The sequence below is a fragment of the Azospirillum sp. UENF 112521 genome (assembly GCF_058780665.1).
Genome location: NZ_JBSNCI010000005.1, coordinates 342,446 through 354,818, shown reverse-complemented (window position 1 = coordinate 354,818; position 12,373 = coordinate 342,446). Strand labels below are relative to the sequence as shown.

General features: G+C 68.8%; 12 protein-coding genes. All 12 read right to left on the bottom strand.

Annotated features, from left to right (window positions below):
- Positions 1-5 precede the first annotated feature (5 nt).
- On the bottom strand, positions 6-1,289 hold the full coding sequence (locus tag ACWPN8_RS26550; RefSeq protein ID WP_492242932.1) for a CynX/NimT family MFS transporter: 1,284 nt from the start codon (positions 1,287-1,289) through the stop codon (positions 6-8).
- 152 nt (positions 1,290-1,441) lie between these two features.
- Positions 1,442-2,143, bottom strand: a complete 702-nt coding sequence (locus ACWPN8_RS26545; RefSeq protein WP_492242931.1) for a (5-formylfuran-3-yl)methyl phosphate synthase — start codon at positions 2,141-2,143, stop codon at positions 1,442-1,444.
- Positions 2,140-2,766, bottom strand: a complete 627-nt coding sequence (locus ACWPN8_RS26540) for a DUF447 domain-containing protein (RefSeq protein ID WP_492242930.1) — start codon at positions 2,764-2,766, stop codon at positions 2,140-2,142. Before ACWPN8_RS26540 ends, ACWPN8_RS26545 begins: the two co-directional genes overlap by 4 nt.
- Positions 2,763-4,187, bottom strand: a complete 1,425-nt coding sequence (locus ACWPN8_RS26535; protein ID WP_492242929.1) for a DUF6513 domain-containing protein — start codon at positions 4,185-4,187, stop codon at positions 2,763-2,765. The genes ACWPN8_RS26540 and ACWPN8_RS26535 overlap by 4 nt, the downstream gene beginning before the upstream one ends.
- Positions 4,163-4,732, bottom strand: a complete 570-nt coding sequence (locus ACWPN8_RS26530) for a flavoprotein (RefSeq protein ID WP_492242928.1) — start codon at positions 4,730-4,732, stop codon at positions 4,163-4,165. Before ACWPN8_RS26530 ends, ACWPN8_RS26535 begins: the two co-directional genes overlap by 25 nt.
- Positions 4,729-5,430 carry an amino acid kinase family protein gene (locus ACWPN8_RS26525; RefSeq protein WP_492242927.1) on the bottom strand — a complete coding sequence of 234 codons (702 nt, stop codon included), beginning with the start codon at positions 5,428-5,430 and terminating at the stop codon, positions 4,729-4,731. The genes ACWPN8_RS26530 and ACWPN8_RS26525 overlap by 4 nt, the downstream gene beginning before the upstream one ends.
- Before the next feature lie 4 nt (positions 5,431-5,434).
- A complete protein-coding gene (locus ACWPN8_RS26520; protein WP_492242926.1) occupies positions 5,435-5,932 on the bottom strand; it encodes a dihydroneopterin aldolase in 498 nt (165 codons plus the stop codon).
- 191 nt (positions 5,933-6,123) lie between these two features.
- Positions 6,124-7,080: a GlxA family transcriptional regulator gene (locus ACWPN8_RS26515; RefSeq protein WP_247872867.1), complete on the bottom strand. Its 957-nt coding sequence runs from the start codon at positions 7,078-7,080 to the stop codon at positions 6,124-6,126.
- Between the two features lie 440 nt (positions 7,081-7,520).
- Positions 7,521-8,330, bottom strand: a complete 810-nt coding sequence (locus ACWPN8_RS26510) for a formylmethanofuran dehydrogenase subunit C (RefSeq protein ID WP_492242925.1) — start codon at positions 8,328-8,330, stop codon at positions 7,521-7,523.
- A complete protein-coding gene (gene fhcD / locus ACWPN8_RS26505; RefSeq protein ID WP_109096745.1) occupies positions 8,327-9,232 on the bottom strand; it encodes a formylmethanofuran--tetrahydromethanopterin N-formyltransferase in 906 nt (301 codons plus the stop codon). The genes ACWPN8_RS26510 and fhcD overlap by 4 nt, the downstream gene beginning before the upstream one ends.
- Positions 9,223-10,911: a formylmethanofuran dehydrogenase subunit A gene (locus tag ACWPN8_RS26500; protein ID WP_492242924.1), complete on the bottom strand. Its 1,689-nt coding sequence runs from the start codon at positions 10,909-10,911 to the stop codon at positions 9,223-9,225. The genes fhcD and ACWPN8_RS26500 overlap by 10 nt, the downstream gene beginning before the upstream one ends.
- The gene (locus ACWPN8_RS26495; protein ID WP_492242923.1) at positions 10,904-12,100 is read right to left on the bottom strand and encodes a formylmethanofuran dehydrogenase; all 1,197 of its coding nucleotides are present in this window, start codon (positions 12,098-12,100) and stop codon (positions 10,904-10,906) included. Before ACWPN8_RS26495 ends, ACWPN8_RS26500 begins: the two co-directional genes overlap by 8 nt.
- Positions 12,101-12,373 lie beyond the last annotated feature (273 nt).

Genomic DNA, 12,373 nt, shown 5'->3' with positions numbered 1-12,373 from the left:
CGTAATCAGAGGCGCAGTTGGCGGGGCCGGCCGGCGAGGTAACCGAAGACCCCCGCCGCCAGCGCGATCGCGACGAAGAGCAGGGCGGAGGCGTGCCAGTCGCCGCTCCAGCCATGCAGCAGCCCGACCAGGAAGGGGCCGCTGGACGCCAGGGTATAGCCGACGCTCTGCGACATGCCCGACAGGTGCGATGCGATGCGGCTGTCGGGCGAGCGCAGCACGATCAGGGTCAGTGCCACGGCGAAGGCCCCACCCTGGCCGATGCCGAGGATCGCCGCCCACAGCGCGATGGTCCAGAGCGGAGCGTAGAGGCAGCCGACCATGCCGACGAGGCTGCAACCGAGCATGGAGACGGCGGCGAGGCTCTGGCTCGGGGTGCGGGTCGCCAGCATGGGGGCGACCAGCGCCGCCACCACCTGGACCATGACCGAGCCGGAAACGATCAGCCCCGCCGTCGTCGGGTCGAACCCGCGGTCGCGCAGCATCGGCGCCATCCAGCCGAGCACGATGTAGGCCAAAGCCGATTGCAGCCCCATGAACAGGGTGATCTGCCAGGCCAGGCGGTTGCTCCACAGGCCGCGCACCGATGCGCGGGCAGGGCCGGCCGCGCTCTGGCGTCCACGGGTCAGCGGCAGCCAAGCCACCGCCGCCACCACCGCCGGGACTGCCCAGAAGGCCAGGGCGCCGGTCCATTGCCCGAGCGCCCGCTCCAGCGGCACCGTCGCCCCTGCGGCAATCGCCGCCCCGGCGCAGAGCGCCATGGTGTAGACCCCCATCATCAGGCTGATCTTGCTGGGGAAGTCGCGCTTCACCACGGCCGGCAGAAGCACGCCGATGATGCCGATCCCCGCACCCGCCAGCGTCGCCCCGGCGAACAGTGCCGCGAAATTGCCGACCCCGCGCAGCGCGACGCCAAAGCCCAGGATCAGCAGGGTGAAGAAAATCGTCCGCTCCGTGCCGAAGCGCTGGGCCAGACGCGGGGCGATCACCCCGAACAGGCCGAGGCACAGCACGGGCGACGTCGTCAGCAGCCCGGCCTGCCCGGAACTCAGGCCGGCATCGCGCACCACATCGCCCATCACCGGTGCAAGGCTCGACAGCGCCGGCCGCAGGTTCAGCGCCACCAGCACGAGGGTGACGGCGATCAGCAGCGGATGATGCAGCGCCGGAGTCTCCGCCTGGGCTTGTTGAGTCCGGGCATTCTCCGTCGAATGGGATTCGGGCCGGGTGGCCGCCGGGCCGCCGCTGGGAGTATCGGCGGATCGGCCGGCGGCGCTTTCGATGGTCATGAACAACCTGAACGGCTTTGTTGGCGGGGCCAAGCAATCGACCATTGGTTGCCCGCAGGGTCAACCCGCCCACGCTGCAACCCACCCCAGCGACCGTTGGGACCCGTCACGGGCGGCAAGAAAACGGCAAATCCGGAGCAGACGTTTTGGGGTCAGAGGCACTCGCTCGGTGCAACCGCATTGCGCACGCTTCCGACGACCTCGGCGATCCTGTCCGGGTCGATGGCGTCGCGCCGCGCGCCGCCCTGGCAAAGCGCGCCGCGGAATCCCAGGATCGACGGGCGGAGCGCTGCCAGAGGGCCGATGTCGGCAAGCCTGAGCGACCCCGCCAGCCCGGCCAGTACTCCGGCCCCGCGCGCCTGTCCGATGAAGGCGGCCAGCGCGTCGGCCGACAGATGATCGCGCAGGGTGCGGCCATCCTTCAGGCCGGTGTCCAGCATCACCCCGATGAAGCCGGCATCGGCCATGGCACGGACCAGATCGGGGGTGGGGGCGGTCAGGTCGGCCAGGATGACGCCGACCAGCGCGGCGGCGCCGCGCGCCCGTGCTGCCGCGGCGATGCAGGCAAGCGGATCGCCCCCGGCGCCGATGCCCATCTTCACGATGTCGACACCGGTGGCCGCCGTCCGGGAAACCGCCGCCGTTATGGTTGCCGGGTCCATGGCCAAATCGCCGATGGTGGCGCTGACCGGCCTGCGTCCATCGACCGTTCGCAGGCAGGCCTCGATGATGCCGACTGGCAGCGCACCCAGCGCGCCGTCGTCCGGGTTCTTCAGATCGATCAGGTCGGCGCCGGCCGTCACGGCGATACCGGCTTCCACGGGATTGGTCACGCTGGCGAGCATGCGGATCATGAGAGCACCTGTGGTTTGGCCATATGGTCCGCAGCGGGGCCGGCGGCGGGCGGCTCCGCCGCGGCGAGACTTTCGGACCTGAAGGCCGCCACGCGGTCGGACAGCCAGCCCCAGGCCTCCCGCTCGCGGGCTCCGGCGGTCTTCTCGACGGCGATGGCAAGGTAGGCCATCTCCCGCTCCACCTTCTCCCAGGGAAGCATGTGCAACCGGCTGCACAGGATCGCCGCCTCGATCACGGCGGCGGCGGCACGGTTGTGGCCCTCGAAGGGGCGATGCGCCTCCCGAAGGACGGTCCGGCAATGGAAGCGCGGGCGCACAGGGTCGGGCTCGACCCGGACCACCTCCACCTCCCAGTGGGCGAGGCTGTCGGCCAGACGCACGCCGGCGATGGCGGTTGCCGGCACCAGCGGCCAGTTCCGCCGTCCGGTCAGGCAGCCTGCGAACAGACGCGCATCGTCGGTGAAATTGATCACGGCCCGGCCGGTGGCTTCCAGCGCGTTGAGCGTGACGGACGGGCGGAAGGGCGCGATCACCAGATCGTCAGCGGTCCGCGTTACCCCGAAGGGGGCGATGTGCGGGGTCCCGTCGGCGCCCAGCGTGGTGACGATGGTCTCGAGTATCATGATGCCTTTCCACAGGCCCGCCGCCGCTCCTGCAAGGTGGTGCCCGCCGCCTTGAAGCCGTGGGGGTCGCTGCCCGCCTCCGCCTCCGGCATTGCCTCCACCGTGCAGCCCCAGGCGAGATCCTCATCCTGGACGTAGCGCTTGCCGAGCTGCCAGGCGAGGAAGGCCTTCTGCAACTCCACCCCCATGTAGAAGGCATGTCCGCCGTCGTCCGCCAGCCCGAGCAGGGGATAGAGCTGGTAAGGGTCGGTCGCCACATGGTGGCCGTCGCGGTTGTAGACATGGACCCCGTCCTCCGCCACCTCGACCCGGAAGGAGGGGTCGCGAATGTTGCGGGCGGTCTCCGCGATCTCCGCCGGCGTGACGGCGAAGGGGCGGCGGTCGCGCAGGGCCATCAGCCCGTCGTCGATGCCCTTCGGCAGGCTGCCGCTTTCCGATGCAGCATGCATGATCCGCCGCGCCCGGTCGGCCTCGCGCACCGCGGTGCGGGCATGCGGGCTGACCTGAAGGGTGAGGACGGCGTTTATCGACAGTTCCGACACCATGCCCATCAGCAGCGCCGTCGTGCCGGTGGTGTCGGCGTCGGTCAGTTCGGTCAGGTTGCCGATGCCCATCAGCATCCCGATGTCGGGGTAGCGCCGGCGCAGCTCGTGATAGCGCACCACCGACTCCGTGAAGCCGTAATGGATGGGGTCGAGCACCGGGTCGGCCAGGAAACGCCGGCCGGCGGCCCGCAGGCGGTCGACGGCGCGGCACAGCGACTCCAGGTCGCGCGGCTTGGCCGGGACCAGGATCGGGGTGGCGTCCGTCCGGTCCAGCACCCACAGCGTGTCCTCGCTGAGGCTGAGCAGGTACGAGGCGCCGGCCGCCGCCCCGCGCAGCAGCTCGTCGGGGTCGGCGCTGTCGACGCTGACGCTGTGGCCGGCGGCGACCAGGGCGGAAACGGCGGTCTCCAGCCCCTCGAACCGTTCACCCGGCTGGCAGCCCAGATCGATGACGTCGGCGCCGTCGCGGCGCAGCCTTGCGGCGGTCTCCAGCAGAGTGTCGACGGAACGGCGGGGAGCGTCGACGATCTCGGCGAAGATCGTCACCGCATGGGCGCTCAGGTCGGCCTGCGCCGCCCTCCCGCCGAGATAGGCGGGAATGTCGCGCAGCTCCTCCGGCCCGCGTTCGAAGGCGACGCCGAAATGAGCGGACAATGCCGCCAGATCGCAGCGCGTCCGGCCGGGCAGGAGCACGCGCGCGCCGGGGGGCGGGGGCGGCAGGCGGCGCCTGATCAGCTCCTCGGTCATCAGGGCGGCGACGCTGACGCCGATCTGCACCACGTCGAAGCGGAAGGGGGCGGGCGCCATCCCGTCGAGCATCGCCCGCAGGCGCGGCTCCGCCAGCTTTCCGGTCACGAAGACGAGGTGGTCAGACATTCAAGGCGCGCCTTCAGCGCGGATTCGAGGTCGGGAACGGTTTCGACGACGGTGGTCGCCTCGAATCCGCGCAGCCGTTCGACATTCTCCAGGTCGATGCGCCGGGGATAGACCGGCACCATGCCGTGCGGCGCCTCGGTCATCATTTCCGGCGCGGTGTCGCAGGCGAAGACGATGCAGGGCACCCGGCATTTGCCGGCCTGGGCGAAGGCGTTGGTCGGCAGCGTGTCGGAAATCCCCTGCACGCATTTGGCGACTGTGTTGGAGGTCGCCGGCCCCACCACCAGCGTGTGGTATTCGCCGAAATAGAACCGTCCGATCTGCGGGGCGCTGGCAGCCCGGTCGCGGAACAGGCGGGTGCCGGGAGGAAAGTTGCCGTCGCGGCGGCGGTACATCCGCATGACCTCCTCGGCCGCCTTGCTGAGGAAGACGTCGAGCGGCGCCAGCCGCGCCATCAGGTCCAGCGTCTCCTTGATGTAATGGCCCGACCCGGTCAGCGCCCAGGCCAGCCGCGGCGGCGCCGGCGGAGGAGCGATGCTGTTCATACCCGCACGCTTGGCAGGGGTTCGACCTCCGGGCAGCGCAGCAGGGCGCAGCCGGGAGCGGCGCGACCCGCCAGCGCCTCCTCCATCAGGAGGTGGTTGTCGCGATGGATGCACCAGCTCTCGCCGGCGAAGCGGGCGCGCCAGAGCGGGAAAGCGGCATCGACCAGCCCGTCGCGGGCGAGCGACGCCGCATCGGTCGCCGCACAGGGGCAGGGCCCCGACTTGACCAGCACCAGCGCCGCCGCGTCCAGTTCCACCGCCAGCCATGCCGCGAGGCTGTCGGAGGTGACCTCCCAGCTTTCGGCAATCTCGGGCTGGTCGAGCGCCATGGCGGACGGCAGCCACACCGCCGGCATCCGCGCCCGGATCAGCGAGCGCAAACGCTCGCGCGTCGCCGCAGTGTGCAGGGTCGGGCATATGCCGTGCAGCATCAGCCCGAACTGCTCCATCGCCAGCAGGGCCATGCGGTGGGCGAGACGGTCGTCGAAGCGCCAATTGTCCTGGGCATCGCGCACGGCGTCGGCGAAGGGACCGCCACCCGGCACGATGACCACGGGATGGAGATGGCCGGGCCGGGCGATCAGGTCCAGCCAGGTTCCCAGCCGGTGCCAGTCGGACAGGCTGCCGCCGATCTTGATCACCCAGGGCCGCGCCGCGGGGGGTGGGGATCCGTCCTCTGGCGATGCGTTGGCCGTCATCGGGTCAGATCCGCCGGTCCGCCATCGCCAGCGGGCGGCGCGACGCCGGCAGGGGTTGGCCCGGCATCTGGTCACGCGTCCGCTCCAGCCGGATGCCCGGCACCGCGACGCCGTCATAGATGTCCAGTTTCGCCACCGACACACGGGCCGACTGCACCTGTCCGTGGGCAAGGCACATGCGGGCGATCTTTTCCGCCAGCATCTCTACAAGGTTGGTGTGCTCGTCCATCAGGATCCGCTTCAGCCCGGACAGCAGATCGTCGTAGGAGAGCACGTCGCCGATGTCGTCGGAGAACTGGGCGCCGTCCTGGCGCACCTGCAGCAGAAGGTCGATGCGCACCCGCTGTGGCGCGTCGCGCTCATAATCGAAGACGCCGATCCGGCAAGGCAGGACCACGTTTTCCAGGAACAGCTCGTAGAGGCCGGCGGGGATGGTGGACGGGCCGGAGCCGGCGGCGGTCAGGCCACGCGCGCATTGGGCGGAAAGAATCGCGTCTAGCATCGGTGCCGTCCTCCTGGCTGTTGTCCGGCGGGGCCGAGCGTGGATCTGGTGTCGGGCGGGCCGCATTTGTACCTTACCGACATCCGGAGGGCTGCATCTGCTCGAAAGCGACAGCAATCTGGCGATTTCCGCCGCCCCATGCCCGTTCCCCCCGATCCGGTCCCGCTTGACCGTCCGCCCCCGCTGCGGTGTCAGCTCAGTCCGGCGAACTCATGCGCGGCGGCGAGCGGGCTGTGCCGCTGGCTCTGCCGGTCGCTGCGCGGTGCGATGCCGAAATGGTCGCGGTAGCATTTGCTGAAATGGGTGGCGGAGATGAAGCCGCAGCTAATCGACACCTCCATCACCGACATGCGGGTCTGGCACAGCAGCTGCCGCGCCCGCTTCATCCGGAGGCCGAGATAGTATTTGGCCGGCGAGCAGTTCATGTATTTGCGGAACAGCCGTTCCAGATTACGGCGGGATTGGCCGAGTTCCGCGGCAAGCGTCAGCAGATCGAGCGGTTCCTCGATGTTGGCCTGCATCACCGCCACCGCGGCGTGGAGATCCTCGTGGTCAAGCACCGGATTGGCTTGCAGTTCTTCCTGCTGGCGGATACTGCCCGCGCGGATCTTGGTGTGCAGAAGCTGCTCGGCGATGTCCATTGCCAGCTTCTCGCCATGGCGGGCGGCGATCAGGTGCAGCATCATGTCGGTGGCGGCGGTGCCGCCCGCGCAGGTGAAGCGGTTGCGGTCGATGGTGAACAGCTCGCCCGTCGCTTCGATCTCCGGGAAGGTTTCGGCGAAGCCGGCCATGTTCTCCCAATGGATGGTGCAGCGGTAGCCGTTCAGCAGGCCGGCGCGGGCCAGGATGTGGCTGGCGGTACAGAGGGCGCCGAAGGCGATTCCCTGGGCGGCCGAACGCCGCATCCATGAGAACATCGCCCGATCCTCGTACCAGTGGCCGCCGATGCCGCTGCACACCATCACCGTGGACAACGGCGGGCAGTCGGCGATGGCGTCTGCGATGGCATGGTCGACGCAGATGCCGATGCCGTTGCTGGCCCGCTGAACGCCGCCGGTCGGCGAGAGCAGCACCCAGCGATACAACTCCTTTCCGCTGATGTGATTGGCGAGGCGGAGAGGCTCAACCGCCGCGGTGAACGCGATCATGGAAAAATCGGGAACCAGGAGAAAACCGACCGTGTCGGCCTGGGAAACGCCGGATTGCTGCTCGCTGCACTTCATTGTCCCGTGCCCCTCTTCCGCTTTCCTGTTCGTATCGTGGGTCGCGAATGGTCGGCGAACACGCTGTTTACCCGCGGCCTTGTTTGCAGTGGCGGCCGCGTTCGGATGGGCGGGGATCGATCCCTTTGCGCACCATCAAGTTTTTATGACAAGCAGCCTACGCAGGTCGGGGCCCTGCGACATTGAACAAAGCGGACATAATCCTTGAAGGAGCGCGACGTTGACCGAGTTGGGATTGTTTTTCATGCAAATAATCCGGTGATAAGAACAATAGCACCGTCCGGCGGAGCAACCACTCACTCTCTATGAGGTAGCCCCTCTTGGCGTGGACTGCCGCCGCTTGCCGACCGTCGACGAGCGAGCCTTCACAGGCAGGCCAGAATCTCGCCGCGCCCACCGAATCCACGGTCGCCGAGCCAGCGACGTACCTGTCCGGTCAGGCCCCGGCAGGTGGGCGGCGCTTCGTTAAGCCCTGACAGGTGATTGTCCAGAAGCGACAGGAAAGGCAGCCGGTTGAGGCCGCAATCGGCAAACCCCGGCAGCGGATCGATCTCGCCGCGGAACAGGATGGTGCCGTTTCGCATGCCATGGCCGGTGAAGGTACCCGGCCTGCCGCCGATCACCAGGCTGCCGGCAGTCATGTGCAGGGCGGCGTAGGCGCCGGCATCGCCGCCGACGGCGATCAGCCCGCGACGCATGCGCGCGCCGGCGCGGTCGCCGCACGCGCCATGGACCAGGATCCGCCCGCCGGTCATTCCCGCCCGCTCGCCGGGGAGGGCGCCGCCCAGCTCGCTGCCGGCGTCGCCCCGGACGATCAACTCGCCGCCGCGCATGGAGGCACCCGCTGCCAGCCCTGCCGACGCCTCAACCAGCAGGGAGCCGCCGCTCATGCCGGTGCCGGCGCGGTGGCCGACCGGTCCGGCGACCCGGATGGTGCCGCCGGCCAGCCCCGCCCCGACGAAATCGAGCCGCCCGTCGCCCTCCAGTTCGACGGTGTCACCGGGGCTGCCCGACAGGTCGAACACATCGCCCACCGCGACATGGCCCCGGCCGAGACGCAACGGCAGCGCGGCGATCTCCGCCAAACTCAGCTCCGCCAGCCGGTGCGGCAGCAGGGGGGAGGCGTCGATGCGGCCGGTCAGCGGGCCTTTCAGACGGAAGCTCAGCACGCTCATGGCAGCAGCTCGTGAAGATGGAAATGATGGCGGCCCAGCTTGCCGCCGTAATTGCCGGCGGTGACGCCCCAGACGCCTGAGCCGCGGCCGCGTTCGATCAGGCATTTCAGCCCGGCCGTGGTGGCGGCGGCGACGTCGGCGGCGGTCAGCCCGTCGATGACGATCTCCAGCACCGATTCGACCTCGGCCGGCAGGAGTGAGCGCGGCAGGCCGCGCAGCGTCGGGCAATAGGCATCGTTGGTGGAGGCCGGCATCCCCTTGTACTTCGCCCCGATCTTGGAGCCGGAGCGGACGACCCCGCCGGGGAAGGGCAGCACCACATTGGGCACGGCGCGCATGGCATCCGCCGCCGCTTCCGCTGCCTCCAGCGCGGCCATCCGTGCATCGGCGAGGATCAGCAGGTTGCCGCCGCCGACTGCGGGCACGCTCCAGCTCGATTCCTCGCACAGGAACTCGCCGTCCATCACCGGGATGCGCCAGTAGCGCCGGCCGCCGAGCAGTTTCGACATCTGCTGGCCGTCGCCGAAATAGCGTAGCTTCCGGCCCAGCGGGATCAAATCCTCCTTCACCCCGCGCGGCACGCCGGCGAAGCAGGCGGTGCCGGGGCAGGTCAGGATGCATTGGCCGACGCGGGTCTCCACCTGCTTTCCCAGCACGCTGCGCCCGGTGGCGAAGAACAGCAGGGCGACGCCGGGGCGCCCGTCGGGGGTTTCCTCCGGCGCCAGTTCCCGCTCGATCCCGGCCTCGCAGCCGCAGGCGATGACCGAGGTGGCGAAACCGGTGGCAGCCATGCCGGCATGGCGCGCCCAGGCCGGTGTGTCGGCGGTCACGATCAGCCGGGTCGCCTTCATGTCGAAGGCCTCGGCATAGCTGTTTTCGATGTGGATGCCGTTCAGAAGCATGGGTCGGACGCCGTCAGGATCGGAACGATGGACAGGCCGCCGCGGCCATGGTCGAGGATCTCGCCGTCCGCGATGCGGAAGTTGCCGAGCCGCACGGTCTGGTGATCTTCGAACCATGGTTTCAGCCGCCGTTCGATGGCGGGGTCGAAGTCCGGCCGGACAACGATGGTGTCGCCCCAGCCGGTCGCAGTCAGCTCCCCGTTCCGTGCCACCGGCCGACCGTTCTTGAACACCCAGGCGGGGGCCGCGAACATAGCCTCGCGGTCGGGCAAATCGTCATAGACCACCACGTCGGCGACGGCGCCGGGGCGCAGGTGGCCGCGGTCGCGCAGCCCCAGCACGCGGGCTGGGCCGGAGCGGGTCATGATGGCGATCTCGTCGAGCGTGTATTCGCGCTCGATGGAACCGAGCCGGCTGTGCGCGGCGACATCGGGATTGATCCGCGCCAACTGCTCGTTGCGGAAGCTGCGGTCCATCAGCAACCGGATCAAATGCGGATAGCTGGTGAAGGGGCCGCCGTTCGGATGGTCGGTGGTCAGATAGACCCGCCAGGGGTCCTCGATCAGCAGGAACAGCTCCAGCCCGATCGCCCATTGCAAGGCGTTGACGAATGCCTTGTCGCGGTAGCGGAACGGCACCAGCCCGCAGCCACCGTCGCATTCGATATCGGTGCACACCCATTTGCGCGGGCTGGCGAGGCCGCTGTTGCGGAACTGCGACATGATGTCGGCCGAGGCAGTGATGGTCTGACCGAAGATGATCTGGCCGACATCGACAGAGATGTTCGGGCTGCGGTTCACCGCCTCAGCAATCTCGGCGGCGGCCGAGGAGAAGCGGCGGTCGCCTTCCGTCCCGTAACTGTGGAATTGCAGGTGGGTCAGGTGGGCGGGCAACCCGTCCAGTGCGGCGATGGTCTCGCGCGTCACCGCTTCATTGCCGGGGATGCCCAGATTGTTGCAGTGGATGTGCAGCGGATGAGGCACTCCGAGGTCGGACAGCGATGTGGCCAGCGTGGTCAGGATGCGGCGTGGCGTGATGCCGTAATGGGGATGCGCCTCGTCCAGATCCAGGCGGCGCTGGTTGAACTTGAAGGCGCTGATGCCGCCGGGATTCACCACCTTGACGCCGACCGCCTGGGTGGCGTGGAGAATCCAGGCGACATAGTCGTTGACCTCCGACTGCGTCGCCCCGGCGGCCAGCCGCTCCAGCAGGAAATCGTCGTTGCCGAGGACGGCGTAGCAGCCCTTGTCGATGATCGGAATGTCGGCCAGTTCCAGATGGGTGTGGCGCGCGTTGGAGGGCAGCATCGCAGGCTCGAAGGCTGCGGTGTAGCCCATCTCGGCATAGCGGTAGCCGGTGACGAAGCTGGATGGGGTGAACAGGCCGCTGCCGGAGCGGCGCAGCCCGTCGGGGCCGCTGGCATGCTCGCGATGCTCCTCCGGGAGAAGCAGGCGGGCGAGGTTCACCTTGCCGCCGCCGATGTGGCTGTGGATGTCGATAGCCCCGGCCATGACGATGCGACCTTCCAGATCGATCACCTCGCCGATGCGGGCTTCCTGCGGAGGCGTCGCAGCGATGCGGCCGTCCTTCAGGTACAGGTCACGCAACCTGCCACCGTCGGTGCTCTCGGTCGGATCGCAGACGCGACCGCCGCGCAGCAGGGTGTAGGCGTCAGACATGCGCTGTCTCCCGAAACCGAATGGGGAGATGGGAGGAGGGGAGGCGGTCGAGCAGGGCGCTCAGCACCGACGCGGCCGATGGAAGCGTCATGGCGGTCGTTCGCAAGCGGCGCAGCGGCAGGGCGGCGACGCCGTCGCCGCGGTGGATGCTGCCGGAATGGTCGAGGCCGGGGATGGCGACCGGGATCAGCACCTCCGGGTCGCGGGGCAACGGCTGTCCGGGGCGGGCCAGCACGATCATCGGCGTGCGGGTGTCCGGCAGTTCCGCGCCGTTCAGGGCCGAAAGCCAGACCAGCGCATCGACCTCGCCCCCGGCCAGCAGGCTTTTCAGCCGATAGCGCAGCGGATCGTGTTCCGGCGGGCCGGCCCCCAGGCGGGAGCGCAGCGGCACGCCATATTGCCAAGCGCACACGTAGTTGGCGCCCAGCGCGTTGCCCTTGCCGCCCAGGGGCAAGCCGGCGCAGCGGGTGGAGGCGTTGGCGGTCACCACCAATCGGTTGAAGGCCTCGATGGCGACATCGCCTGCCGCCGGGTCCAGCGTGGCGGCGACCCAGCCGACGACGCCGAAGCGCGCCTCCCGCAGCGCCACGGCGACGCGGGCGAGATCCTCCATAGCGATGGAGCCCACCCGGCCGCCGCGGGGTGTTTCGCCGGCCACCAGCTGAGACAGGGCGGCGGCGATGGCAGAGGCGTGCGTCAGGTCGGCGCTAAGCCGCTCGAACCCGTCCGGTACCGGTCCGTCGTTGGGACCGATCAGGAAGCCGCGCGCCGCGCCGGCATCGCGGAACAGGGCTGTCGGCGGACGGACGATGCGGTCGAACAGGCGGGGGACATGGCGCTCGAACTCGGTTCCGAACAGGACGAACAGGTCGGCACGGTTGCGAATTTCGCCGAAGGTGGCGGTCATGGCGCCGGTCACCTGGAGCGCGCGCAGGCCGTGGAACAGGCTGTCGGACGCGGCGTGGTCCACCACCGCACCCAGCCGCTCCGCCAGCGCCAGGGCCGCGGAGACTCCCTCGGTGTCGGCGGCGAGCCCCCCGACGGCCGGCGAGGCCGCATCGCGCAGCAAGGCCGCCGCGGCGTCCAGCGCTTCGTCGAGTGGAACGGCGCGGCCTTTGATAAAGCAGTGGGCCGGCAATGTCGGAAGGGCGAACAGGGTGCGCGCCCGTGCGCAGCCGTTGTCGGTCACCCTGAGCTGTCCTGTGCCATCGCGTGCGATTGCAAGGTCATCGCAGGCCATTGCGCAGAATGGGCAAACGACATCGCTCATGGGCGGTGGGAGGTCATTCCCGCCGAGTCCATAGTCCATATCCCAAACTCCGCGCATGATGTCGAGTGTAGAAGGTTATATTAAATAATATTAGGCATGAAATTTCAGTTCATATTCTTTACGGAAATGAATAAATCGGATCCGATATTTAAAGATTTTCAGAATATAATCTGTTTTCTGTTGTTGTTCTCA

What these genes read in the sequence shown, in the direction of transcription:
- ACWPN8_RS26550 (WP_492242932.1), bottom strand. Translation starts at nt 1,289, where the DNA reads ATGACCATCGAAAGCGCCGCCGGCCGATCCGCCGATACTCCCAGCGGC.
- ACWPN8_RS26545 (WP_492242931.1), bottom strand. Translation starts at nt 2,143, where the DNA reads ATGATCCGCATGCTCGCCAGCGTGACCAATCCCGTGGAAGCCGGTATC.
- ACWPN8_RS26540 (WP_492242930.1), bottom strand. Translation starts at nt 2,766, where the DNA reads ATGATACTCGAGACCATCGTCACCACGCTGGGCGCCGACGGGACCCCG.
- ACWPN8_RS26535 (WP_492242929.1), bottom strand. Translation starts at nt 4,187, where the DNA reads ATGTCTGACCACCTCGTCTTCGTGACCGGAAAGCTGGCGGAGCCGCGC.
- ACWPN8_RS26530 (WP_492242928.1), bottom strand. Translation starts at nt 4,732, where the DNA reads ATGAACAGCATCGCTCCTCCGCCGGCGCCGCCGCGGCTGGCCTGGGCG.
- ACWPN8_RS26525 (WP_492242927.1), bottom strand. Translation starts at nt 5,430, where the DNA reads ATGACGGCCAACGCATCGCCAGAGGACGGATCCCCACCCCCCGCGGCG.
- ACWPN8_RS26520 (WP_492242926.1), bottom strand. Translation starts at nt 5,932, where the DNA reads ATGCTAGACGCGATTCTTTCCGCCCAATGCGCGCGTGGCCTGACCGCC.
- ACWPN8_RS26515 (WP_247872867.1), bottom strand. Translation starts at nt 7,080, where the DNA reads ATGATCGCGTTCACCGCGGCGGTTGAGCCTCTCCGCCTCGCCAATCAC.
- ACWPN8_RS26510 (WP_492242925.1), bottom strand. Translation starts at nt 8,330, where the DNA reads ATGAGCGTGCTGAGCTTCCGTCTGAAAGGCCCGCTGACCGGCCGCATC.
- fhcD (WP_109096745.1), bottom strand. Translation starts at nt 9,232, where the DNA reads ATGCTTCTGAACGGCATCCACATCGAAAACAGCTATGCCGAGGCCTTC.
- ACWPN8_RS26500 (WP_492242924.1), bottom strand. Translation starts at nt 10,911, where the DNA reads ATGTCTGACGCCTACACCCTGCTGCGCGGCGGTCGCGTCTGCGATCCG.